The following is a 25,111-nucleotide window of genomic DNA, read 5'->3' as shown; positions in this document are numbered from 1 at the left end:
ATACCCTGGGTTCATTGCGGCGGCGCCAAAGCGGCGCCTTGCTTGACGTAACCGCCGTTGCCGTCTGGCACGATCTCGGTCAGCGTGACGCCGGCCGGGCTGATGGTGTCGACACGGCCATAATGTCGACCCATGTGGTCGCCGGGTGCGACGCGGTGCACGACCTGATCCGGCGCGGCGATCAAGGCGTAGGTCACGCCGTCGCTGGTGATCGTGCCGACCATCCGCAGGGCGTCCAGCGGATATTGTTCGAGCGGGTCGAGCGGCCGATCGAGATTGGGGCGAACCCCGTTGTCATGGGCCGGACCACTATTGTCCGGCGCCGCGAACGGCGAGCGGCGGCCGTCGGGTTTGTAGGTATAGGGTTCGTACGTGGCGATCTTGGGCATGGGCTCGACCGGCGGTGCCGGTCGAGCCTTGGTGCGGGCCACGAAGGCCTGGAGGTCGTCGGTGTTCGAGCCGCATGCGGCCAGCACGGCGCACAGCCCGATCAGGGGGACCCATCGGGTGCCGCGCCGTATGCGTTGCCGGCCGCTCACGATTTGCCCTTACCCTTGCTTGAGGTTTTGTGATCGCTGCCGCTGTCCTCGCCGAGATAGCGATAGGTGCTCGCCGTGAGACTCATGCGCAGAGGCCCCTTCGCTTGACCGGATGACGAGCCGCTACCGCGTGACTTGTTCACCGGTTCGATATGCACGTTACTGATGGTCACGATCCGGGGCAGCGCGGCCACATCGGATACAAACGTCGCGAAGTGGTGAAAGTCGCCCGTGACGATCAGATCGTTGGGCAGTACCGCATAGAAATCCTTGGTCTGTTCGGGCGCGGGCTTGAACAGCTCCTCGTCGAGCCCGTTGGCCGAGCGCGTCTGCGAAATGTCGCGCAACAGGCTCGGCACTTCCGTTTTACTGGGCAGCTGCGCCAGCAGAGTGCCGAATTCGGCCTGCATGCTGGCCAGCTGGTCGCGATAGGCGCCGAGATTGGAGACCATCGCTTCCTTTATCCGGAACGACTCCTTGAGCTGTTGCTCCTGATGCCGGGCGTCGGCCAGCGCCTCGCGTTTGGGCAGCACGAAATACCAGGCGGCGATCAGCATGATCACGAGGGAGACCACTGAAATGGCGAGCCCGTACGCCCAGGTCGGCCAGCTGCCGATATTGTTCTGGTCGAGGCTGCGCAGTTCGTCGATGTATTCGCGAAGCGGCCTCACGACGCTTGTCCTTTGTCGGCGGCGTCACCGGGCGCGGCGCGCTTTGTCTGTTCGGGCGAGGTGCTATCCACCTTGAGCGTGAAATCCGCCCGGCGCTGGCCGTTGCTGTCGTCGCGCTTGATCACGATCAGGCGCGGGTTGGTGAACCAGGCCGAGTTGTCCAGATTGGTCATGTACTGCGATACGCGCGCGTTGGATTCGGCCACGCCGTTGAGCGTGGTCGTATCGCCGCTTTCGTCCAGCGCGGTGAGATAGACCCCGTCGGGGATGGTGGCGGTGAGCTGGTCGAAGTAATGCACGATGGCCGAGCGCGACTTTTGCAGGGCCCCGATGACCTGCATGCGATTGACCAGGTTTTCGCGAGTCTTTTTCAGTTCGCGGATTTCGCCAAGCTGCTTGTCGGCCGTGGCGATCTGTTGCTGCAGATAGTTATTGCGTGCTTGCTGTGCGCTGATCAGGTGATCGTAGTAGATCACTGGCAGTACGCCGACTACGACGACGGTGGCGACCGCAGCGCCGACCAGTTGGCCGATGAACCGTTTGCGCTTGTACTCGCGTTGCTCGGCTCGCCAGTCGAGCAGATTGATGCGTACGGCCAGGCTTTGCGGCGCGCTCATACCACGCCCCGCAGGGCCAGACCGGCCGCCACCATCAGACTGGGGGCATCGGTATCCACATGATTGCGGCGGGCGGCCGCGCTCGCGAGCATGCCGTCCAGCGGATTACCGAGGCTCACCGGCCAGGGCAGAAGCTGGCGCAACGCTTCGCCGAGACCGGGATACAGGGTCGGGCCGCCCACCAGTACGACGTGGTCGATCGGCTCGTCGCCGCCGGCCGAAGCCGATTGATAGAACGTCAACGCGCGATCGATATGGACCGCCAGGCGATCGGCGAACTCCCGGACGTCGTTCGCAGTCTCCGGGGCGGCGATTTCGCCGGCACGCAAGCGCGCGCGCAGGGTATCGAAGTCCTGTATGTCGTAACGCTCCAGCAGAGCGGCATCGAGCGTCGCGCCACCGAACCGGATTTCGCGGGTGTACAGGCTGCGGCCGTCGCGCTGAATGGTCAGGCGCGTGTTGTCGGCGCCGATATCGAAGACAGCGATACTGTGGCGTTGCGACATGCCTTCGACCTGGTCCGATAGCAGTGCGCAGGCGTTTTGTAGCGCATATTCCTCGACGTCGACGAGTTGGACGCGCATGTGAGCCATTTCGAGCGCGGCCGTACGCATCTCGATGTTGTCGCGTCGACAGGCGACCAGCAGCACACGATTGAACTGGTCATTGTCCGGATCCGGTTCGAGCACCTGGAAGTCTAGATTCACTTCCTCGATCGGATGCGGAATGTGGTGCTCGGCATCGAAATGGATCTGTTGCTCCATCTCGGCATCGTCGAGGCTTGCCGGCATAAGAATGGTCTTGCTGATCACCGACGGTCCCGAAACCGCGATCGCGGCATCCCGGGTGCGGCTACCGCTGCGCTCCAGCGCGCGCAGAATGGCGCGGGCCACCGCCTCGGCATCCAGAATCTGGAAATTTCGGATGGCGCCTTCGGGCATCGCCTCGCTGGCATAGGCCAGCACGCGCAGCTCGTCGCCAGTGCGATCGAGCTCGAGCAGCTTGACCCGCGTGGCGCTGATATCTACCCCTATCAGTCCGCGACGGCGCCGCATTGGATTCGTCAATCTCCCCATGTGCCGCTTTAATTTTGTCGGCCGCGCTGCCGTGGCGTGCGAACCAGGAATACCCCCGCGGCCACTATACCCGAGCCGTCTCGCCTGGCAACGCCATAAACACGATAAAGTCTTGAATCGGCGAAAAATACCGACGAATGGCGTATATTGAGGTGTCGGATTATTTTACGGATTTGGCGTAACGACGGGCCGCTTCGGCTCGCGGCTTCGATAGGTCCGGGGCGGATTCTCGCCGGGAGTGCGAACGACGGGCGGGACGTCAGGCGATGTCCGTGCTCGCACTGGATGCACGCAGGTGCGGGTCACGTCGTGTCCGTTCGTGTGGATCGCCGCGCACGGTTTGGCCTAGATTCCGGCCTCGGTGGTGTGCGGGCAGTCCGCCGTCATCTGCCCCATTGGCGCCGGGGTGCGACAGCCGCCGGCCCCGGCCGGTATGATGCGCAATCCGTTTTGATGAACGACCCTCTTGGGTTGGCGACTCGATGAAGAAAAGATCACGCGGCGTCCGCGTCGTCATAGTTCTGCTGGCCGGGTTGTTGTCGGCCATTACGTTGGCGGTGTGCGTGGTCGCCGGGGTCTATCTGTATTTTGGGCCGCAGTTGCCCGATGCCGGCGATATCGGTCAGACCCAGTTCAACGAGCCGCTACGGGTCTATACCGCCGATCACAAGTTGATCGGCGAGTATGGCACCGAGCGTCGCAAGCCGGTGACCTACGACGAAATCCCGAAGCAGCAGGTCGATGCCTTCGTGGCGGCAGAAGACGATCGGTTCTGGGAACATCCGGGGGTGGATTATCAAGGCCTGATGCGTGCGGTGATTCATCTGGTGACCACCGGGCGCAAGACCCAGGGCGGGTCCACCATCACCATGCAGCTCGCGCGTAATCTGTATCTGTCCGATGCCAAGACGTATACCCGCAAGATCAAGGAGATGATCCTTGCCTTGCGGCTGGAGTCGAAGCTGACCAAGAAACAGATCATGGAGCTGTATCTCAACAAGATCTATCTCGGTGAGCGGGCCTACGGCATCGGCGCGGCGGCGCAAGTGTATTACAACAAGCCGCTCGACAAGCTCGATCTCGCGCAACGGGCGATGCTGGCCGGGCTGCCGAAGGCGCCGTCGGCTTTCAATCCGATTGTCAACCCGACGCGCGCCAAGCAGCGTCGCGATTATGTCCTGCGCCGCATGCATGCGCTGGGCTTCATTGATGACGCCGCCTGGAAGCAGGCTCGAAACGCGCCCATTACCGCGGGCGAAGGCAGCGACCAGAAAAATCCGGCGCGCTACGAGGCGCGCTATATCGCCGAGATGGTGCGTCAGGACATGGTCGCGCGCTATGGCGACAAGGCCTATACCGGCGGCTACAGCGTGGTCACTACGATCCGCAGCAAGCGCCAGCGCGAAGCGGATCACGCCTTGCGCAAGGATCTGCTGGCCTACGACGCACGTCATGGCTGGCACGGCCCGGAGAAGACGCTCGATTCGTCGACCATGAAAGATTCGAAGGCGGTGCAGGACGCGCTGGACGATATGACCACCCGCGGCGGGCTGGTGCCGGCCGTGGTGTTGTCGACCGACGGCCAGACGGTTCATTTGCAGACCGGCCAGTACGGCAAGGTTTCGATTGGCGCCAGTCAGATCCCTTGGCTGCATGGCAACAAGGCCGCCAGCTCATTGGTGAGCAGGGGCGACGTCGTGCGTCTGGCCTATACCGGCGCCAAGGATAAGGACAAGCAGTGGACGCTGGCCGAGATCCCGAAGGTTCAGGGGGCGCTGGTGGCGATGGACCCGCATACCGGCGGCATCGAGGCGCTGGTGGGTGGTTTCGATTTCGGCTTGTCGAAGTTCAATCGCGCGGTACAGGCCCGCCGTCAGCCCGGCTCGTCGTTCAAACCGTTTCTCTATTCCGCGGCGCTGGCCAACGGGTTTACCGCGGCGACGATCGTCAACGACGCGCCGGTCGTGTATCAGGGCTCGGGCCTGGATGATTCATGGCGCCCCCAGAATTATTCGGGGACGATTCACGGTCCGACGCGGCTGCGCGAGGGGCTGGTGCATTCCCTCAACCTCGTGTCGATTCGCGTACTGCGCCGCGTGGGGATCGGAACGGCGATCGATTACATCAGCAAGTTCGGCCTGCCGGCCAACCAGATGCCGCACAACCTGTCGCTGGCCCTGGGTAGTGCGACCTTCTCGCCGTTGCAGATGGCCACGGCCTATTCCGTGTTGGCCAATGAGGGCTACCAGGTCAAGCCGTATTACATCAGCAAGATCACGAACGGGCGCGGGAAGGTCGTGTTCCAGGCCAAGCCCAAAGTGGCCTGTGATGAGGTCAGCAACTGTCCTGCGCTCACCGATACGTCCGGCGCCGACGATACCTCTCGGCTGGCGCCGCACGTGATCAAGTCGGACAACGCGTATATCGTGGGTGACATGATGCGGGACGTGATCAAGCACGGCACCGGCCGCGGCGCGCTCAAGCTCGGCCGCAACGATCTGTCCGGCAAGACCGGGACCACCAATCATCAGATCGATGCCTGGTTCTCGGGCTTCAACGCCAATCTGGTGACCGTGACCTGGGTCGGCTTCGACAAGCTCAAGCCGATGGGCCACGCCGAGACCGGCGCGCATGCCGCGTTGCCGATGTGGACCGACTTCATGGGCGCGGCGTTGTCTGGCCAGCCGGAAGCGATTCCGCCCAAGCCCGATGATATCGAGACGGTGCAGATCAATCCCCAGACCGGTCAGCGCGCCCTCAATGGTGGCGGCATCCCCGAGATCTTCCGCAAAGGTCACGCGCCGACCGTGGAGCAAGCCCGCCATTCGGGTAAACACGACTCGAGCAACGAAGTTCAGCAGTTGTTCTGATGAAGGGCGGCAGCGTTATGTTGCCGCTCGCAAGCCAATCGGAGCCGATCATGGCCAGCGCCCGCAAGCAAGTCGCACAGCGTCAGCAACTGGCACAGGTCGCTGCACGCCTGATGGCCGAGCAGGGCATCCGGGATTTTCGGGTAGCCAAGCAAAAGGCGGCGCATCAGATGGGTATCGATGTGCGCCAGTCGATTCTGCCGAAGAACAGCGAGATCGAGGCCGCGCTGGCCGAGCACCAACGCCTGTTCTCGGCCGAGGATCAGCCGGCCGAACTGGCCGATATGCGCCAAGCCGCGCTGTCGGCCATGCGCCTGCTCGCCGATTTCAAGCCACGTCTGGTGGGCGATGTGTTGTCCGGTCTGGCCAACGCGCATTCCGATATTCAGCTGCATGTGTTCGCAGAACAATCGGAGAGCTTCGATCTGTTCCTGGAAGGACGCGGCATCCCGTTCGAGATCGTCGAACGACGCTATCGATTTCCCACCGGCTATCGCTTCTATCCGGCTTTTCGATTCGTGGCCGGCGAACATCGCTTCGAGGCGACACTGTTTTCCGATACCGAAATCCGCGAGGCCCCGCGTAGCCTGGTCGACGGTGCGCCCATGGAACGAGCCAATCTCAATCGCGTGGTCGAGTTGATCGAGCAGGCCGAGTTCGAGGATCGGCTGGCCAGTCTCTGATCGCCTGAGACCGGCCCGGAACGAGATCCAACGTCGCCTCGCCCAGGTGACGCCGAGTCACGCTGAGCGTATGGGCCGCCGGCTGGGCGCTGCTATCCCGCTTGCCATGGTGACGGCCTCCGGGCGCGCCCGATGTTGGCCGCCTGCCCGGCCTGAGATTGCCGCGATGCTGAGTCATTTCAGCCGGATGGGCCGATCCGATACACGCTGATCGATCGTTCGAATCGACCACACGCAGGCGCTTTGCCGTTTCTGTGTTCGGGCGCGGTGCTCTGAGTACGGTGCTAAGAGCCTATCCCAATAGGACAGCGGGGTCTGCGCTGGTCTGAGAGTGTGCCCGGCTAGGCGCGGCCGACGCCGCGTGGTCATGCCACGTCAGGAGGCCGCAACACCGCCGGGTGCGCGCTCAGCCCATCCCTTCGGGGCGCCCGCTCGGGCCCCAGGGCGGTGTCAGGGACTCCTTGTGTAGCGCCACCACACCGCGTCGCCCCTTCCTCCCCCTGCGGCCCGAGCGGGCGCCGCAGCCTACGCCGTCCTATTGGAATAGGCTCTAAGTCGATTCCAAGGTGCTGGGCTTTGACCTCGTGCAAGCCGGCTGCGCCGGCTCTTTCATACGGGATCCGCATGCGGGCTCCCCGTGCTTCGCAAAAGTGCATGCAATTTAACGGCGCCCCAATTCGGCGCGAGATGCGCATTATTCGCGGTTTTTAAGGCGTCATCACGGCCATCCGGCGTGTGGCACGCGATGTGCATGCAATCCAGCACGATTGAATTTGCGCTGCTTGCTCATGTCGTCATCGCATTCGGAAGAAGATCCGTTGCCGACTCGGTCCCTGCGAACCGGGCAGGCCGTCGAGCATATGGTGGCGGTATTGTCCGAGGAGATCGTATCCGGGCAATGGCCGCCGGGCAGTCGATTGCCAGCGCAGCAAATTGCGCAGCGGTTTTCCGTGTCGCGAACCCCGGTTCGGGAAGCGTTGAGTCAGCTCTGTGCCATGGGTCTGGCCGAAAGCCGGCCGCATCGCGGCGTGATTACCGCGCAGGTGTCGCAGGCCGATCTGCTCGCCATGTTCGAGGCGATGGCGGAACTGGAAGCCGCCTGCGCGCGGCTGAGCGCCCAGCGCATGACGCTCGCCGAACGGCATCAGCTGAGTGCCATGCATGAAGGCTCGCGCGATCTGCGGGCTTCGACCCGATCGAGCGAATACGCCGTCTTCAACGATGCCTTTCACTCGCTCATCTATCAGGGCTCGAAAAGCGATTATCTGATCGAGTTGACGCTATCGACCCGCGCCCGGCTGGCGCCTTTTCGTCATACCCAGTTCCGGGTGGCGCGCCGGCCGGAGCACTCCTTTGCCGAGCACAGCGAGATCGTCGCGGCGATCTCGGCGGGCGACGCCGAGCGCGCCGCGCAGGCGGTGCGCCAGCACGTTCTGTCGGTTGCCCATGTGTCGAGCGATTACGTGGCCGCCCGCTCCCGCACCGGAGAGTCGCCGTGCCCCGAATGAGTCGCCACCGATCCGTTGTCCGATCCCGCATTCCTTTTTCGAAGCGGCCCCGACTGACTTTCTTTGTTAGGAGCACATCATGAGAAAACTGTTCAGACACATGCTGATCGTCCTGACCCTCGGTGTCGGTCTGCAGGTCGCGGCGCCGGCGATGGCCAAGGGCCCGATCACCATCGGGATCAGCGACTGGCCGGGCTGGGTGGCTTGGTACATCGCTGAGGAAAAAGGCTATTTCAAGAAGTACGGCGCCAACGTAAAGCTGGTCTGGTTCCCGTCGTATATCGATTCGGTCCAGGCGCTGGCCGCCGATAAGCTGGATGCCAACAGCCAGGCGTTGATCGACACGCTCGCGCCGATCGAGAAGGGCGCCCCGCTCAAGGTCGTATTGGTGACCGACAACTCGGCCGGCAATGACGCGTTCATGGCCCAGCCAGGCATCAAAAGCCTCAAGCAACTCAAAGGCAAGACCATCGCCTTCGAGCGTTACTCGATCGAGAACTATCTGGCCTATACCGCGTTCAAGCGGCAAGGGCTCGATATCGACGACAGCAACATCGTGAGCATGACCACCGGCAGCGCGGCCTCGGCGCTGATGGCCGGGCGGGTCGCGGCCGCTGGGGTCTGGAACCCGTGGATCAACCGCATCGAGCAGCGCGGCAAGGGCCATGCGTTGTTCACCAGTGCGTCGGCGCCCGGTCTTATTCCGGACCTGCTAGTGGCACAGCAGAAATCGCTCGAAGCCAATCCCGAGCAATACAAGGCTATCGCCAAGGCCTGGTTTGCGGTGGTCCGGTTCATCAAGGCCCATCCGCAAGAAGCGGCCGCGATCATGGCGCCGCATGTGGATCTGAAGCCCAAGGAATACGAGTTGTCGCTCAAGGGCACGCGTTTCTTTGGCGAAAAACTCAATCAGAAAGCCATGCATGAAAGCGACGCCCCGGAGTCGCTCTATACCAGCACGCGGGATACCGCGGCCTTTTTGAAAAAGTCCGGCAAGCTGGCCAAAGAGCCTGATCCGGCATCGTTCATCAACGCGAGCGTGGTCAATCAGGCCATCGCCTCGCAGGACTGAATGTCATGAAGAGCCAGGCGATCGCACAGGGGCCGGCCGCGCACGCGGGCCCCGATACACCTCGCGCACGGGATCGGGCCGTGAAATCGGCCACGGCGCGGCCGGCGGTTCGTCGTCGCCCGCTGTTGCGGCTGCAGCAGTCGATCCCGCGCAAGGTCTACGTCACGCTGTCGATACTCGGTTTCGTACTGCCGCTGGTGGCATGGGAACTGCTGTCACGCAGCGGCCTGATCGACACCATGTTCCTGCCGACGCCGGGCGACGTCATCGAGCAGGGCTGGACCTGGGCCCACAGTTCGCTCGCGCAGGATACTTGGGCCAGCATCGTGCGCGTGGTGAGCGGCTTCGTCCTGGCGGCCTGTCTTGGCGTGCCGCTGGGCGTGTTCATCGGCTCGTTCAAGGCCGTGGAAGGGTTCTTCCAGCCGATCAACGATTTCGTGCGTTACATGCCGGCGGCCGCGTTTATCCCGCTGATGATTCTGTGGGTCGGCATCGGCGAAGGCTCAAAGATCGCCATCATCTTCATCGGTGTCTTCTTCCAGATCATCGTCATGGTGGCGGACGTGGTCCGGCAGGTGCCCGGCAGCTGGCTGGAAGCCTCCTACACGCTGGGCGCGACCCGGGGCGAAGCCCTGCGACTGGTGATCTGGCGCGGCAGTCTGCCGCCGCTGATCAACATCCTGCGCGTGAACATGGGCTGGGCCTGGACCTATCTGGTGGTCGCCGAGATGGTGGCCGCGAACAAGGGGCTCGGCTACGCGATCCTGCAGGCCCAGCGCTTTATGAACACCTCCACGATCTTTGCCGGGATTCTGATCATCGGCGTGATCGGGTTGCTGTTCGATCTGTTCTTCCGCCAGCTGCATCGGCGGCTGTTCCCCTGGCTGCACTGAACGCGCCCTGTCCGAAGGAAGCCGAGATGAGCGATCAAATCCTGCATATCGAGTCTGTGGAAAAACGTTATCCCGACGGTCGCGGCGGACAGCAGACCGTGCTCGACAATGTCTCGCTGCGCGTCGAGCCGGGCGAATTCGTTACCGTGATCGGGGCGTCCGGCTGCGGCAAATCGACCCTGCTGCGCCTGGTCGCCGGCCTCGAGCATGCCCAGGGCGGCGTCATCCGTCTCGGCGATCGAGTGGTCGATCAGCCGGGGGCCGATCGCGGCATGGTGTTTCAGCACTACACGCTGTTTCCCTGGCTCACGGTCAAGCAGAACGTGATGTTCTCGCTGGAACTCGGCGCCAACATGCGGGCGATCGAAACCGAAAGCGAGCTTTCGGGGTTGGTGGATCGCGCTTATGCGCTGATCGAGATGATGGGCCTGGAAGATCGCCGCGATCATTACCCCAACCAACTCTCCGGCGGCATGCAGCAACGCGTGGCGATCGCGCGTGCGCTGTTGTCGCGCCCGCGGGTGCTGCTCATGGACGAGCCGTTCGGCGCCCTCGATGCCCAGACACGCGAAGTCATGCACGACCTGATCCTGCAGCTGTTCGCCGTGGAGCCGACCACCGTGATGTTCGTTACCCACGACGTAGAGGAGGCCGCCTATCTCGGCGATCGGGTGGTGGTACTGGCGCCGCATCCGGGACGGATCGACGGCATCCATCACATGGCCTGGGGCCGCGAGCGCGAGCCGGCGCTCAAGCTCGACCCCGAGTTCACGAAGGTCAAGGGGCAGCTGACCGAGCGGATTCGCGAGACCTCGGGCATGGAAGCCGATCACAAGTTGATCGAACGCATGACCGCGCTCGGGCGCCGTATGCAAGGCAACGCCGCCCGCTGATTCGTGGTGCGTACCTGTTTCGCCTGTCCTGTTGTGTCTATCCGGTCGTTCAGAGCGGCCCTGTCTTGAGAACCTGGAGATTGACCATGAAAGAGAACTCATCGCGCCGTGTTCGTCGTGGCCTCACCGCCATGCTCATGCTGGCCGCCGTGTCACTGGCCGGCCCGGCGCTGGCCGCCAAACCGCTCAAGCTCGCCGTGGTGAACTGGATCGGCTATGGGCCGCTCTATGTCGCCGACGCGAAAGGCTATTTCAAGGCCGAGGGCGTGCCGGTGCATATGGTGACCTTCAGCGATAATGCGACCATGCCCTCGGCGCTGGCGGGCGGGGCCATTGACGGCGCGGCGTTGACCTACGACCAGGTGATCAATGCCGACGCGAAAGGCCGCAAGCTGCAGGTCGTGATGCCGATCGACTACTCGGACGGCGCCGATGCCATCGTCGCGACCCAGTCGATCACCCAGGTCAAACAGATCAAGGGCCAGAAGGTCGCCTTCAATCCGCTGTCGCCGTCGGCTTTTCTGCTCGACTACGCGCTCGAACAGAACGGTTTGAAGCCGAGCGATATCCAGCCGGTGTCGATGACGCCCGACGATGTGCCCAGCGCCATGCTCGGCGGCTCGATCAAGGTCGGTGTCACCTACGAGCCCAGCGTGTCGCGTATCGTCGACCACGGGAAGGGCTTCCACGTGCTGTATTCCTCGCATCAAGCCCCGGGCCTGATCACCGACGTGCTGGTGTTCAAGAAAAGCTACATCGCGGCGCATCGCGACCAGGTCAAGGCCGTGATCCAGGCTTACCTGAAGGGCCTGGATTTCATGCAGTCGCATCCGCAGGAAGCGGCCGCCATCATCGGCAAGCAGCTGCGGATCGATACCGATCAGGTCGCCGTCCAGCTCAAGGGCGTGAAGAACCTGCCGCTGGATCAGATGTCGACGACCTTCGCCCCGGGATCCAGCAGCCAGTCGTTCTATGTCAGCGGCAAGGTCATCAGCCAGGTGCTGGTGCGCAAGAAGCAGATCGAGTCGGCGCCCAAGATCGCCGACACGATCGATCCGAGCATCGTGCAATCGCTGGCCCACTGATCGGTCGGTCGCCGAATCGCCATGAGTCGAGCACTACTCGTTATCGATATGCAGCGCGATTTCTGCGAGGCCGGCGGCTATGCGGCCGCCTGCGGGCTGGATATCGCGCTGCTGAGACAACCGATCGAGCCGATCGCCCGATTGATCGCGGCAGCGCGTGAGCGCGGGATCGCCGTGATCTATACCCGGGAAGGCCACCGCCCGGATCTGGCGGACTGTCATCCGGCCAAGCGGGCGCGCAGCGCGGCGTGTGGCGCCGGTATCGGCGCGCGCGGCGCTCTCGGTCGTTTTCTCGTGCGCGGCGAACCGGGGCATGAGGTCGTGCCCGAACTGGCCCCGGCCGCGGGCGATCGGGTCGTCGATAAACCCGGCTACGGCGCGTTCTATCAGACCGATCTTGAACTGCTCCTGCGGGTCCGGGCCACGACGCATCTTTATGTGACCGGCGTGACCACGGATATCTGCGTGCACTCGACGCTGCGCGAGGCGGTCGATCGCGGTTACGAGTGCGTGACCGTCGCCAATGCCTGTGCCGCGGCCGATGCGTCTATTCATGCCGCCGCACTCGGCCTGATCGAGGGCCCGGAGGGGCCGATTCTCGGCCGGGTACGCGATACCGCGACGGTACTGGCCGAGTGGGGCGATAGCCAGCCATCCGCCGCTTTGAACAACGCCAATCAAGGAGCCCTGAGCTGATGACAATCCACGCCATCGACTACGAGACCCACCTGCCGGGTGGCCAGCACTGGTCGCTGCGACTGCGCCGCGGGGCCACGATGCGGCTGACCGCCGCCGAGGCCGGCGCCAACGTCGGGCTGCTGATGTACAACCCGGAAAACCTGCTCGAGCGGCTGAACCTGCCGGATACGCTCAAGTGCCAGCACACCTTCAAGCTGACCCGAGGTCACTGCCTGTATTCCGATATGGGCCGGATCTTTGCCTCGATCATCGAAGACGATCTGGGCTGGCACGACAGCGTCGGCGGTAATCTGAATGCCGGACATATGATCGCCAAGGGCTGGCAGCCGGTCAGCTTTCAGCAGGCGCTCAACGACCGCACCCAGACCGGCCACGACAGTTTCCTGATCGAGCTGGCCAAATATGGCCTTGGCGCCCGCGATCTGGCGGCCAATCTGAACCTGTTTTCCAAGGTCGTGGCCGACGACGCCGGACGGCTGAGTTATGTGCCCGATCATTGTCCGGCCGGGGCCTCGGTCACCCTGCGTTTCGAGATGGATACGCTGGTGGCCCTGCATACCTGCCCGCATCCGCTCGACCCCAGCGCCGACTATCCCAAGCGCGGCGTGGATATCGCGCTGGGCACCGCGCCCCCGCCGGACGAAAACGATGTCTGTTGGGCGCACTGCGCTGAGAACGCGCGCGGCTTTGCCAACAATCGCCTGTATCACCTCGGCGCGCCGCGCTAGACACGAATCCAGGAGTTCATCATGACCATCGCGAGTGCCCGGCGTGTCGAAAACGCCGTTACCCGCCATCTGATCGATGCCGGGGACCACTACATCGGCCCGGTCAAAGCCGGCCAGACAATTCGTATCGTCGATGTCGACGGCAACGAAGCCGCCGATACGCTGTTCTTCAATGCCCACGATCCGGCCGAGCGCTATAGCTGCATGGACACGCTTCGTGAGCAGGGCCAAGTCTATCTGACCACCGGCAGCGAGCTGCGCTCGAATCTCAATAACGTGATGCTGACCATCACCGCCGATACGGTCGGCCGCCACGACACCCTCGGCGGGGCCTGTGCCAGCGAGTCCAATACGGTGCGCTACGACCTGGAAAAGCGGCACATGCACTCCTGCCGTGACAACTGGATGCTGGCGATCGCCAACCATCCGGAATACGGCATCGACAAACGGGATATCGCGCACAACATCAACTTCTTCATGAACGTGCCGGTCACCGCCGACGGCGAGCTTTACTTCGACGACGGTATTTCCGGGTCCGGCAAGTATGTGGAAATGGTCGCCGCCATGGATGTGGTCGTGCTGATTTCGAACTGCCCGCAGCTCAATAACCCCTGTAGTGGTTTCAATCCGACGCCGCTGGAAGTGCTGGTCTGGGATTGATCTGAATATCGATCGATTAGTCCGCCAATGAACGCGAGTTAAACGCAAATAGGGACCCTGGTTTATCCGCCGATTTCGCAGAACCTAAATCTGCGTCATCTGCGAAATCCGCGGAGGACTGTCTTGTGCTTGTTCGCGTTTATTGGCGGGCCATTAAAAACAGCCATGGGACGACTCATGGCGTTGCGAGTTCCCGCGGGACGACCCGCGCCTAGCGAAATCGAGCCATGTTCAACAAAGTTCTCATCGCCAACCGCGGCGCGATTGCCACGCGTATCCAGCGCAGCCTGCACGCGGCCGGTATCGGATCGATCGCGGTCTATGCCGAGGCGGATCGCGATGCGCCGTTCGTGCAAACGGCCGACGAGGCCTACCCGCTCGGCGAGGGCAGCGCCGCTGACACCTATCTCGATCGCGACAAACTGCTCGATATTGCGGCCTCGGCTGGCGCCGGGGCGATTCATCCGGGGTATGGATTTCTCTCGGAAAACGAAGAATTCATCACCGCCTGTGAAGATGCCGGCCTGGTCTTTCTCGGCCCCACTGCCAAGCAGGTGCGTGCCTTCGGGCTGAAGCACGAGGCGCGTCGTCTAGCCGAGGCCGCCGGCGTGCCGCTGGTGCCGGGCTCGGGGCTGCTCGACGATGTCGAAACCGCCAAGCACGAAGCCGCGCGGATCGGTTACCCGGTGATGCTCAAATCCACCGCGGGTGGGGGTGGTATCGGCATGCAGGTCTGCGAGAACGAGGCGGAGCTCGGACGGGCTTTTGATTCGGTACGCGGACTCGGCCAACGTAACTTTGGCGATGCCGGGGTGTTTCTGGAAGCGTATATCGCCCGGGCGCGGCATCTGGAAGTCCAGATCTTCGGCGACGGGGCCGGCACGGTCGTTGCCCTCGGTGAGCGCGACTGCTCCACCCAGCGTCGTAATCAGAAGGTGATCGAGGAGTGCCCGGCGCCGGCGCTTGCCGAGCCGGTACGCCGCGATCTGCTGGCCACGGCCGTCGCCCTTGGCGAGTCCGTGCAATATCGCAGTGCCGGCACGGTCGAGTTCATCTACGACGCCGCCCGCGAAGCCTTCTATTTCCTCGAGGTGAATACTCGGCTGCAGGTCGAGCACGGCGTGACCGAGGCGGTCTGGGGCGTCGATATCGTCGACTGGATGCTGCGGCTCGGTGCCGGCGAGGCGCTCGATCTGGCCGAGATGACGCGGGATCTGGCGCCGACCGGACATGCGATCCAGGCCCGGCTCTATGCCGAGGATCCGCACCACGATTTCCGCCCCAGCGCCGGTCTGCTGACCCAAGTGGCGTTCCCCGAGGCGCGGGATCTGCGTATCGATCATTCGATCGAGGCCGGTCTCGAAGTCTCGCCGCTGTTCGACCCGATGCTGGCCAAGGTGATCGTACATAGCGCCGATCGCGAGAGCGCGCGGGCGCGGCTGGCCGAGGTGTTGAACGCCAGCCGGGTCTACGGCATCGAAACCAATCTGAGCTGGCTGGCCCATGTGCTGCGCGATACGCGCTTTGCCGCAGCGGATATCCATACCCGCTGGCTGGGCGCTCTCGACTGGGCGCCGCCGACTTTTGAAGTGCTCGACGCCGGCCCGTTGACCACGATTCAGGACCTGCCGGGCCGGCTCGGCCATTGGGATGTGGGCGTGCCGCCCTCCGGCCCGTTCGACGATTTCTCGTTTGCGCTCGGCAACCGACTGCTGGGCAACGCGCCCGATGCCGCCGGTCTGGAAATCACGCTGGCCGGTCCGACCCTCCGCTTCAACCGAGCGACCCAGATCGTGCTCGCGGGCGCGCCGATCGAGGCGCGCCTGGACGATGCCGGGATCGAGCCCTGGCAGGTGATCGACGTGCCGGCCGGCGGCACGCTTGTGCTCGGGCGCGTTCAGGGCGGGGCGCGCTGCAACCTGCTCGTCGCCGGTGGCATTGACTGCCCGCGCTATCTCGGCTCCCGGTCCACCTTCACCCTCGGTCAGTTCGGCGGCCATGCCGGGCGTGCTCTGCGCACTGGCGATACCTTGCCGTTGGCGGCGGTCGAGCCGGTGCCGGTCCGCAGCCTGGCCCCCGAACTGCGCCCGACTTTCGGCGAGACCCGCGAAGGCAAGCGGCACTGGGAGATCGCCGTGCTGTACGGCCCGCACGGCGCGCCGGATTTCTTCACCGAAGCCGATATCGACACCGTCTTCAGCCACGACTGGGAAGTGCACTTCAATTCCAGCCGCACCGGTATCCGCCTGATCGGTCCGCGCCCCGAGTGGGCCCGCGAGACCGGCGGCGAGGCCGGCCTGCATCCGTCGAATATCCACGACAATGCCTATGCCTTCGGCACCATCGATTTCACCGGCGACATGCCGGTCATCCTGGGGCCGGACGGGCCCTCGCTCGGTGGGTTTGTCTGTCCGGCCACGACCGTGCGCGCCGAGCGCTGGAAGCTCGGTCAGCTGGCTGCGGGCGATACGGTACGGTTCGTGCCGGTTTCCCAGGCGACCGCGCGAGCGCTAGAGGCCCGCCAACGAAGTCTGATCGAAACGCTCGCCGTGGTGCCCGAGCCCGAACGGCCGATCGAGCGCGGGGCGCCGATATTGCGCGAACTCGACGCCGAGACTGCCGGCGAAAAACTGGTCTATCGGCAGGCGGGCGACGATTTCCTGTTGATCGAATTCGGCGAGATGACGCTGGATATCGCGCTGCGCTTTCGGGCCCATGCCTGGATGCTCTGGCTGCGCGAGCATCCGATCGACGGCATGGCTGAACTCACCCCGGGCATTCGCTCGCTGCAGATCCACTACGATCCGAACCGGTTGACGCTGGCGGCGTTGCTCGCCCATCTTGAGGCCGCCGAGCGCGAGTTGCGCGAGGTCGAGGATCTGGAAGTCGAATCACGGCTGGTGCATCTGCCGTTGTCCTGGGACGATCCGGCCTGCCACGAAGCGATCGAGAAATACCAGCGCAGCGTGCGCCCGGATGCACCCTGGTGCCCCAGCAATCTGGATTTCATTCGGCGTATCAACGGCCTGGACAGCGAAGCCGAGATCCGCGAGATCCTGTTCAATGCCCGCTATCTGGTCATGGGGCTGGGCGATGTCTATCTGGGCGCGCCGGTCGCGACCCCGCTGGATCCGCGCCAGCGCCTGGTGACCACAAAATACAATCCGGCCCGCACCTGGACCGCCGAGAATTCGGTGGGTATCGGCGGCGCCTATCTCTGTGTGTACGGTATGGAAGGCCCGGGCGGCTATCAGTTCGTCGGCCGGACGCTGCAGATGTGGAACCGCTATCGCGAGACCCGGCATTTCACCCAGCCCTGGCTGCTGCGGTTTTTTGATCAGCTGTCTTTCTACGAGGTCACGCACGACGAGCTGATGGCGATCCGGGCCGAATTCCTGCATGGCCGCTTCGATCTGCAAACCGAAACCGTGCGCTTCTCGCTGGCCGAGTACGAGCGCAATCTGGCCGGCAGCGAAGACGCGATCGCGGCCTTTCAGGAAAAACGCGAGGCCGCGTTTGCCGAGGAGATGGCACGTTGGCGCGCCAACGGGCAGTTCACTTTCGAAGACCACGTGCCCGAAACCAGCGAAACCGCCGAGCTGGGAGCCGATGAAGCCGCCATCGATAGCCCGGTGGCCGGCAGTCTGTGGAAACTCAAGGTCGCGGTCGGCGACGAGGTCGCCGAGGGCCAGGTCGTGGCCCTGGTCGAGTCCATGAAAATGGAAGTCGAGATCGTGGCTCGCGGGCCCGGCCGCATCGCGCGCCTGCCCATCGCGGAAGGCGGGGCGGTCACCGCCGGCCAGCCCGTCGTGATTGTCGACGCCAACACGGAGGCCTCGGTATGAGCGGCCGCGATCTGACCCGATTTACGCTGCACGCTGCCTATCGCAGCGGCGAGCTGACGCCTCGCGCCCTGGTGGCCAAGCTGCTGGCCGAGGCCGCCGCACGCGGCTCCGATCCGACCTGGATTCGGCGCCTGACCGTCGACGAGCTCGAACCCTATCTGGCCGCGCTCGACGGCGAATCGCCGGAGACCTTGCCGCTCTATGGTTTGCCGTTCGCGATCAAGGACAACATCGACCTGGCCGGTATTCCGACCACGGCGGGCTGCCCGGCATTCGCCTATGTGCCCACGCAGCATGCCTTCGTCGTCGAACAGCTGATCGCGGCCGGGGCGATTCCGCTCGGCAAGACCAACCTGGATCAGTTCGCCACCGGCCTGGTTGGCGAACGCGCGCCGGCCGAGTACGGCGTGCCGGGCAATGCCTTCGATCCCGATTACATCCCCGGCGGCTCCAGCAGCGGCTCTGCGGTGGCCACGGCGGCCGGCCAGGTCAGCTTCGCGCTCGGCACCGACACGGCGGGCTCCGGTCGCGTGCCGGCTTGTTTCAACAATCTGTTCGGTCTCAAGCCGACCGTCGGCTTGTTGAGCAATCGCGGCGTGGTCCCGGCCTGTCGCAGCATCGATACGATCAGCCTGTTTGCGCTGACGGCCGACGATGCCCAAGCGATTCTCGATGTCGCGGCGGTCTTCGACGGGGACTGTGCCGAGGCACGCGCGCATGATTTCGCGATCGCAGGCCAGCGCTATGGCCGGCCGCCGGCGCATTTTCGTTTCGGGGTGCCGCCGCGCAATCAATGGCAGACCGATGCCGCCTACAGCCGTTGCATGGAGACCGCGATCGGCGAGCTGCGCGCGCTCGGCGGCGAACCGGTCGAGATCGATTGCACGCCGATGCTGGAGGCGGCCCGGCTGCTTTACGGCGGTCCGTGGGTCGCCGAGCGCTATCACGCCGTGCGATCGCTGATCGAGCGCTCGCCGGACGCGCTGCATCCGGTTACCCGCCAGGTGATCGAAGCGGGGCGGGCGCCGAGCGCGCTGGATGCCTTCGATGCCGGTTATCGCCTGTCCGAGCACAAGCGCGCGGCCGATCGTCTGCTGGCCGAGGTCGACGTAATGCTGGCGCCGACGACGGTCGCGCATCCGAGCAAGGCGGCGGTGGCGGCCGAGCCGGTCGCGGTCAATACGCGGCTCGGCACCTGGACTAATTTCATGAATCTGCTCGACTACAGTGCGCTGGCCGTGCCGATCGCGATCGGCGAAAACGGGCGCCCGGGCGGGGTAACGCTGTTCGGCCCGGCGTTTGCCGATCTGTCGTTGCTGAGCCTGGCGCGCGCGCTCGAGGCACGGCTGGATCTGCCGCTCGGGGCAACCGGGCGACCGCGCCCGGCGTTGCCGGCGCTGCCGCCGGCCGGCGACGGGACCCTGGAGATCGCCGTCTGCGGTGCGCATCTAGACGGTCTGGCCTTGAACCATCAGCTGGTCGAACGCGGCGGCCGGCGCACGGCGGTGACCGAAACGGCGCCTCGATATCGATTGTTCGCGCTTACCGCCGATCAACCACCGCGCCCGGCGCTGATCGAGGACGCCGAGGCAGGGCAGGCGATCGCGGTCGAATTGTGGCGGCTGCCCATGGCGAGCATCGGCAGTTTCCTCGCGGGTATTCCAGCGCCCCTCGGTCTGGGCCGGGTCACGCTGGCCGACGATCGCTCGGTGACCGGTTTCATCTGTGCCGCCGGGGCCCTGGATTCCCAGGCCGAGGTCATCGAAATCAGCGCCTTTGGCGGCTGGCGGGCCTGGCTGGCATCGACCACCGAACAGGAGATCTGTTGATGAATCCCGGACAACCGGCCGACTTCGCAAGTGTGCCGACCATCGATATGGCCGGCCTGTTCAGCGGCGACCCGGCGGCTCGCGCCGAGGTCGCGGACGCACTGGCACGTGCGGCCCGCGAGGTCGGTTTTTTCCAGATTGTCGGGCATGGCATCGGCGAGGCGCGCCGCGCGGCTTTGCTGAGCCAGGCCCAGCGGTTCTTTGCCCTCGATCACGACCGCAAGATGGATTACTACATCGGCCGCTCGACCCATCATCGTGGCTATGTACCCCCGGGCGAAGAATCGCCGGATCCGAATAAACCGGATCGCAAGGAAGCCTTTGATCTTGCCTTCGAAATGTCCTGGGCCGAGGCCGCAGGCACGCCCATGCTCGGTCCTAATGTTTGGCCGGATCTGGAGGGCTTCCGCGAGGCAGTCTATGGCTATTACGAAGACGCGTTCGCGGTCGGCCGCGCGCTCATGGAAGCGTTCGCGGTCGCGCTCGATCTGCCGGCCGATCAATTTTCCAGGCATGTGACCCAACCGCCGAGCCAGCTCCGGCTGATCCATTACCCCTACGATGCCGAGGCCGAAGACGCTCAGGGCATTGGCGCGCATACCGACTATGAGTGCTTCACCCTGCTGCTGCCGACCGCGGCCGGGCTGGAGGTGATGAACGGCGCTGGCGAATGGATCAGCGTGCCGTATCGCGAGGGGGCGCTCGTGGTGAATATTGGCGACATGCTCCAGATCTGGACCAACGGCGAGTTCGTGGCCACGTCGCACCGGGTACGCAAGGTGCCGGAAGAGCGCTATAGCTTTCCGTTGTTCTTTGCTTGCGACTATCACACCGAGGTCGCGCCGCTACCGCATCTGGTCGCGCGGGATGGTGCAGCGAACTATGAGCCGCTGCAGGCCGGCGAACATCTCTACGCCCAGACCATCCAGACCTTCAATTATCTGCAGGCGCGCCTGGCGCGTGGCGAGATCGCCCTGCCGGCCGGGGCCCGCGGTACGGCGACCTTCGGCCAGCACGCCCGTCACGGCGACGCCTCGTGAGCGAGGTACCGGCGCGCTATCGCGGCTTGTGGCGGCGCCGACTGTATGTCGAGCCGGCGGCCGGTCCGTCCGTGGTCGAAGATACGACCACCGAAGTGTACTGGCTACAGACGGGCCTCTGGCATGCCGACTTGCGCATTCCGGTCGATATGCCCGATTTCACTGGTGTGGGGAGCCTCGCCGACTGCGATCGTATGCAGTTGATCTGGATCGCCGGGCTGACGGCTTTCGCCGGGCGTACGATCGTCGAGGGCCGCTTCTGTACCTGGCATCGATTGGTGGATATGGCGCCGGGACTGGATAAGGACATCGGCGCGATGCGGTTTCTCTCCGACCGTCTGCTCGAAGAACAGCATCCGGACGGCCGTTATCTCGAGCGCTGGGAGAAGGTCGCGTCCGGTGATGCGACCGGTGAGGTGGCGCGGATCGACGAGGTCGGTCTGCCGGTCTGGTTGCAGCAGGGCACGCATGCGTTTCGTATCGTCCCCCGGCCGTCGCTGGAGGCCGACCACGAGTTGCTGGAAGCGCCCGAAACATTGGCCGGCGCCGCGCTCGCCCGGCGTGCGGCGACCGAGGTCAGCTATCTGTGCCGCGACGCCGACGGATGGCGCGTCGCGCGTTCGACCCATCCTTGGCGAATCGGCGACCTCTGCGAAGTACCGGACGCCCGGTAAGAAAAGCTCCCAGCGGCCGTGGAGCCTTTGAAAATACAAGACTGGCGGATCGGGTTTTTCCCGAATCAATAACCTGGAGGGCCAACGGATGAGCGGCGCATTACGCATCAGGCCATTGCTGACGGCTACGCATCGTTATGAAAAGACCGTGTCCACGCGCGGCCGTGGTCACGGGGTCTATATCGAGGCGCCGATCCTGGCGTATCTGATCGAAACGCGCAATGGCCGCATCCTGTTCGATGTCGGCTGCGACTACCACAAGATCGCCACGCCGGAACTGCGTGCCCGTTATTTGGAACCGATGCGCCCGACCTTCGACGTGCCGGAGATGTCCCAGACGCAGCGCATCCCCGAATATCTGCAACGGCTCGGCCTGACCGTGGACGATATCGATCTGGTATTTCTCAGTCATCTGCACTTCGACCATGCCGGCGGGCTATGCGATGTTCCCGGCTGCGAGGTACATATTCATCGCGACGAGGTCGAAGCGGCCGATACCGGCGAGGTCAGCGGCATCTTTGACGATGAAATCGCCGAGCGCGACAACTGGCGTATCCAGCCGGCGGCATACTCGCCGGCCCCCGGCATCCAGGCGATCGAGACGCCGGGCCATACCGCCGGTCATATGTCGTTGTTCATCGAGCTGCCCAAGGGGCCGCCGGTGATTCTATGCGGAGATGCCGCGGATCTGATGGAAAATCTGGACGACGAGATCGCCCCGGGTTACTGCTGGCAGGATCGCGAAACCCAAGCGGTGGACAGCATTCGACGGCTCAAGCAATTGGCAGCGCAAGAAGGCGCCGAGCTCTGGCCTAATCACGACTTCGATTTCTATCGCACGCTGCCGGCCTTTCCGGGTTTTCGGGAATGAGCCGATGGCGATGTTCGGCCAGCGCTAAGCGCTGATGTTTTAAGCCTATATGCTAGATGACGAATACCGGCGGGCCGTGGTATCAAGAAATTGCAGACTTGATGGTTCGCCGAGGGATCCGATGCAGAACTTCGACACCATTCTTCTGGCCTATGACGGCAGCGAACAGGGGCGTATCGCCTTGCGACGCTCGTTGCCACTTCTGGGGGCAGGCGAGGTGCGCACACATTTGCTGGCGGTGGTGCCGCTGACCGGTGCAGTAGCCGCCGCGGAAGGCTTTTATACCGAGAGCATGTACGAGTCGGAGCGTGAGCGGGTGGAGAAGATCCTCGCCGAGGGCGTGGACATGCTCAAGGCCAAGGGGATCGATGCCCAGGGCTATGTCCGCGTCGGCGAGCCGGCGCACCAGATCGCCAAGCTCGCCGGCGAGCTGGAGGTGGATCTAGTGATCGTCGGCCACCAGCGCCGCGGTGTTCTGGCGCGTTGGTGGCAGGGCTCGGTGGGCGCTTCGTTGCTTGATCGTCTGGATTGCAGTTTGCTGATCGCCCAGGACCCGTCGATCGAGACGTAAAACGGCCCGCGGCGGTCTTGTCCGCCGCGGCGATCGAGTGCGGCCTGCGCTTGCGCTACTTGGGGACGTACGATAGCCAGTCGTAACCGTCGTCGCCATAGGCGATGAACCAGTCGTTGAGCAGGCTGTCGGTTTCGTTGTAGCGCAGCGGGCGGCCTCGGGCATCGGTGACGTAACCGCCCGCGGCCTTGAGCACGGCGTGGCCGGCTGCGGTGTCCCATTCGCTGGTCGGGCCGAGCCGCGGATAGAAGTCGGCTTCGCCCTCGGCGATGATGCAGAACTTCAGCGACGAGCCCATGCTGACGGGTTCGTAGTCGTCCATCTTCGACAGCAGCTGTTCGATGGCATCCGAACGATGGGAGCGCGATACCAGCACACGGGGCTTCTCGGTTCGAGCCGGGCTGACCTGTATGGCTTCGATCTCGCCGTCGCCCTCGCGCCGGAAAGCGCCGACTCCATGCGCGCCGAACCAGAGCCGGTCGAGCGCCGGGGCATAGACCACGCCGAGCACAGGCCGGCCATCCTCGATCAGTGCGATGTTGATCGTGAACTGATCGTTACGGTTGACGAATTCCTTGGTGCCGTCCAACGGGTCGATCAACCAGTATTCGCGCCATTCCGAGCGCGTGTCGTAGTCGATGTCGGCGCCTTCCTCGGATAGCTGCGGCGTATCCGGTGTGAGCGCCGACAGCCCGGCGGCAATCGAGCGATGCGCCGCGAGATCGGCCTGGGTCAGCGGGCTATCGTCGTCCTTGGTCGCGACGTCGAAATCGCTGCGGTAGATCGGCAGCGTCTTCGCGCCGGCCTCGACGGCGATGCGGCAGACAGCATCGAGCAGTTCGCGGTTGATCTCCATGATCCTAGGCCGTGGCGTTCGCAGTAAAACATCGCATCATACCGGCCTTGCGGGTGCGCACAAGCCGGGCGCAATCGATCATCGGTTGCCCGATGACCGGCGATTGCCGCCACCGCTGCGCCGACGCCGGTTCGGGCCGCCACGCGGCTTGCGCTTGCGGGGCGCGGCCGGGGTGAAGTCGTGTACGAATTCATCCTCGGTCGGCATCTCGGCATCGATCTTGTGCTCGATGTAGTCCTCGATATCGGGCAGCGAGTACACGTATTCCTCGCAGGCGAACGAAATCGCCTGGCCGGTGTTGCCGGCCCGGGCCGTGCGGCCGATACGGTGCACGTAGTCCTGAGCGTCCTGCGGCAGATCGAAGTTGATCACGTGCGACACGTCCGGAATATGCAGCCCGCGCGCGGCGACGTCGGTGGCCACCATGATCGGCAGCTCGCCGCTCTTGAATTCCTCCAGCAGACGCAGTCGTTTCTTCTGGGCCACGTCGCCGGACAGGGTGGCGGCGTTGAAGCCGTTGGCGACCAGCGTGTCCTGAATGCGTTCGGCCATGCGTTTGGTGTTGATGAAGATCAGCGTCCGGCCGTCGCCGATTCGGCGCAGGGTCCCGATCAACAGGGCGAGCTTGTCGTCCTTGGACACGTGGTAGAGCTTCTGCTCGATGGCATCGATGTTGACCGTCTCGGTATCGGTGCGCACGAGTTTCGGATCGTTCATGTGCTCGTAGGCGAGCTCGAGCACGCGGTGCGACAGGGTCGCCGAGAACAACAGGTTCTGGCGGTTGCCGGGCGGCGGCATCTTGCGGAACATGTAACGGATGTCGTCGATGAAGCCGAGATCGAACATGCGATCGGCTTCGTCCAGCACGGCGACTTCGATCGCCTTAAGCGTGTAGACCTTCTGTTTGTAATAGTCGATCAGGCGGCCCGGGGTGCCGATCAGAATATCGACGCCGTCCGCGATGGACTGGCGCTGGGTATCGTAGCCGGTGCCGCCGTAGCACACCACGCACTTGAGTCCGGTATCGGCGGCCAGCGGCAGCGCATCCTGGTAGATTTGGTCGGCCAGTTCACGCGTCGGCGCCAGAATCAGCGCGCGCGGCTGCGACGCGCCGGAGGGCGCCTGATCGCTGGGCTCGGGCGGCTGTCGAAGCAGGCGATCCAGTGTCGCCAGAAGAAACGCGGCCGTCTTGCCGGTGCCGGTATGGGCCTGGCCGGCGATGTCGCCGCCGGCCAGCGCCAGCGGCAGCGTCTCGGCCTGGATCGGCGTGGCATGGGTGAAGCCGCGCTTGTTCAGGCCGGATACGATGGTCTCGTGCAGGCCGAGCGTGTCCAGCCGGGTCTCGGTGACCAGCTTGCGCGGATTGGCGTCTGCGATGGTGTCACTCTCGCTCATTGAATTCTCTTCGCGCCGGGTCGGCGATTAGGGCCC

22 protein-coding genes are annotated in these 25,111 nt (G+C 64.1%); 16 read left to right on the top strand and 6 right to left on the bottom strand.

Annotated elements, in window-relative coordinates; translation table 11 throughout:
• Positions 1-11: 11 nt before the first annotated feature.
• Genes C41B8_RS00880 through pilM form a run of 4 tightly spaced genes read right to left on the bottom strand, consistent with a single transcriptional unit; the run spans position 12 to position 2,882 of the window.
• On the bottom strand, positions 12-539 hold the full coding sequence (locus C41B8_RS00880) for a pilus assembly protein PilP (protein WP_051882623.1): 528 nt from the start codon (positions 537-539) through the stop codon (positions 12-14).
• On the bottom strand, positions 536-1,210 hold the full coding sequence (locus C41B8_RS00875; RefSeq protein WP_051882621.1) for a type IV pilus inner membrane component PilO: 675 nt from the start codon (positions 1,208-1,210) through the stop codon (positions 536-538). The genes C41B8_RS00880 and C41B8_RS00875 overlap by 4 nt, the downstream gene beginning before the upstream one ends.
• Positions 1,207-1,827: a PilN domain-containing protein gene (locus tag C41B8_RS00870; RefSeq protein WP_037332823.1), complete on the bottom strand. Its 621-nt coding sequence runs from the start codon at positions 1,825-1,827 to the stop codon at positions 1,207-1,209. Before C41B8_RS00870 ends, C41B8_RS00875 begins: the two co-directional genes overlap by 4 nt.
• Positions 1,824-2,882, bottom strand: coding sequence for a type IV pilus assembly protein PilM (gene pilM / locus C41B8_RS00865; protein WP_051882619.1), 1,059 nt, complete (start codon positions 2,880-2,882; stop codon positions 1,824-1,826). The genes C41B8_RS00870 and pilM overlap by 4 nt, the downstream gene beginning before the upstream one ends.
• 503 nt (positions 2,883-3,385) lie before the next feature.
• Between pilM and C41B8_RS00860 the strand changes: the two genes are divergently transcribed.
• The 16 genes from C41B8_RS00860 (at position 3,386) to C41B8_RS00785 (ending at position 22,824) form a co-directional block, all read left to right on the top strand.
• Positions 3,386-5,773, top strand: coding sequence for a penicillin-binding protein 1A (locus tag C41B8_RS00860; protein ID WP_037332819.1), 2,388 nt, complete (start codon positions 3,386-3,388; stop codon positions 5,771-5,773).
• A gap of 50 nt (positions 5,774-5,823) precedes the next feature.
• Positions 5,824-6,456, top strand: coding sequence for a hypothetical protein (locus C41B8_RS00855; protein WP_037333116.1), 633 nt, complete (start codon positions 5,824-5,826; stop codon positions 6,454-6,456).
• A gap of 788 nt (positions 6,457-7,244) precedes the next feature.
• Entirely contained in the window at positions 7,245-7,964 is a 720-nt protein-coding gene (locus C41B8_RS00850) for a GntR family transcriptional regulator (RefSeq protein ID WP_051882617.1), read from the top strand.
• A gap of 79 nt (positions 7,965-8,043) precedes the next feature.
• The gene (locus tag C41B8_RS00845) at positions 8,044-9,036 is read left to right on the top strand and encodes an ABC transporter substrate-binding protein (protein ID WP_037332817.1); all 993 of its coding nucleotides are present in this window, start codon (positions 8,044-8,046) and stop codon (positions 9,034-9,036) included.
• Between the two features lie 5 nt (positions 9,037-9,041).
• Positions 9,042-9,929 (top strand): ABC transporter permease, encoded by an 888-nt coding sequence (locus C41B8_RS00840; RefSeq protein WP_051882613.1) that lies wholly within the window; start codon positions 9,042-9,044, stop codon positions 9,927-9,929.
• A gap of 26 nt (positions 9,930-9,955) precedes the next feature.
• Positions 9,956-10,822, top strand: coding sequence for an ABC transporter ATP-binding protein (locus C41B8_RS00835; protein ID WP_037332816.1), 867 nt, complete (start codon positions 9,956-9,958; stop codon positions 10,820-10,822).
• An 86-nt stretch (positions 10,823-10,908) separates the two neighbouring features.
• Entirely contained in the window at positions 10,909-11,907 is a 999-nt protein-coding gene (locus C41B8_RS00830) for an ABC transporter substrate-binding protein (protein WP_051882610.1), read from the top strand.
• A 21-nt stretch (positions 11,908-11,928) separates the two neighbouring features.
• Entirely contained in the window at positions 11,929-12,603 is a 675-nt protein-coding gene (locus C41B8_RS00825) for a cysteine hydrolase family protein (protein WP_051882608.1), read from the top strand.
• Positions 12,603-13,334, top strand: a complete 732-nt coding sequence (locus C41B8_RS00820; RefSeq protein WP_037332812.1) for an urea amidolyase associated protein UAAP1 — start codon at positions 12,603-12,605, stop codon at positions 13,332-13,334. The genes C41B8_RS00825 and C41B8_RS00820 overlap by 1 nt, the downstream gene beginning before the upstream one ends.
• Before the next feature lie 21 nt (positions 13,335-13,355).
• Positions 13,356-13,994 (top strand): urea amidolyase associated protein UAAP2, encoded by a 639-nt coding sequence (locus C41B8_RS00815; RefSeq protein ID WP_037332810.1) that lies wholly within the window; start codon positions 13,356-13,358, stop codon positions 13,992-13,994.
• A 227-nt stretch (positions 13,995-14,221) separates the two neighbouring features.
• Entirely contained in the window at positions 14,222-17,839 is a 3,618-nt protein-coding gene (gene uca, locus C41B8_RS00810) for an urea carboxylase (RefSeq protein WP_037332808.1), read from the top strand.
• Positions 17,836-19,668, top strand: coding sequence for an allophanate hydrolase (atzF, locus tag C41B8_RS00805; RefSeq protein WP_037332806.1), 1,833 nt, complete (start codon positions 17,836-17,838; stop codon positions 19,666-19,668). The genes uca and atzF overlap by 4 nt, the downstream gene beginning before the upstream one ends.
• Positions 19,668-20,708, top strand: a complete 1,041-nt coding sequence (locus C41B8_RS00800; RefSeq protein ID WP_037332803.1) for an isopenicillin N synthase family dioxygenase — start codon at positions 19,668-19,670, stop codon at positions 20,706-20,708. Before atzF ends, C41B8_RS00800 begins: the two co-directional genes overlap by 1 nt.
• On the top strand, positions 20,705-21,382 hold the full coding sequence (locus C41B8_RS00795) for a hypothetical protein (RefSeq protein WP_037332801.1): 678 nt from the start codon (positions 20,705-20,707) through the stop codon (positions 21,380-21,382). Before C41B8_RS00800 ends, C41B8_RS00795 begins: the two co-directional genes overlap by 4 nt.
• Positions 21,383-21,470: 88 nt before the next feature.
• Positions 21,471-22,253, top strand: a complete 783-nt coding sequence (locus tag C41B8_RS00790; RefSeq protein ID WP_037332798.1) for an N-acyl homoserine lactonase family protein — start codon at positions 21,471-21,473, stop codon at positions 22,251-22,253.
• Positions 22,254-22,374: 121 nt separating this feature from the next.
• Positions 22,375-22,824: a universal stress protein gene (locus C41B8_RS00785; protein WP_037332796.1), complete on the top strand. Its 450-nt coding sequence runs from the start codon at positions 22,375-22,377 to the stop codon at positions 22,822-22,824.
• A 55-nt stretch (positions 22,825-22,879) separates the two neighbouring features.
• Here the strand turns inward: C41B8_RS00785 and cysQ are convergent, their stop codons facing one another.
• Positions 22,880-23,680: a 3'(2'),5'-bisphosphate nucleotidase CysQ gene (gene cysQ / locus C41B8_RS00780; RefSeq protein ID WP_037332795.1), complete on the bottom strand. Its 801-nt coding sequence runs from the start codon at positions 23,678-23,680 to the stop codon at positions 22,880-22,882.
• 78 nt (positions 23,681-23,758) lie between these two features.
• A complete protein-coding gene (locus C41B8_RS00775) occupies positions 23,759-25,075 on the bottom strand; it encodes a DEAD/DEAH box helicase (protein WP_051882605.1) in 1,317 nt (438 codons plus the stop codon).
• Positions 25,076-25,111: the final 36 nt, after the last annotated feature.

The organism is Salinisphaera hydrothermalis C41B8 (genome assembly GCF_000732535.1).
Taxonomy (GTDB): Bacteria; Pseudomonadota; Gammaproteobacteria; order Nevskiales; family Salinisphaeraceae; genus Salinisphaera; species Salinisphaera hydrothermalis.
The sequence above is the reverse complement of the archived record's forward strand: the minus strand, read 5'-3'. Positions and strand labels throughout refer to the sequence as shown.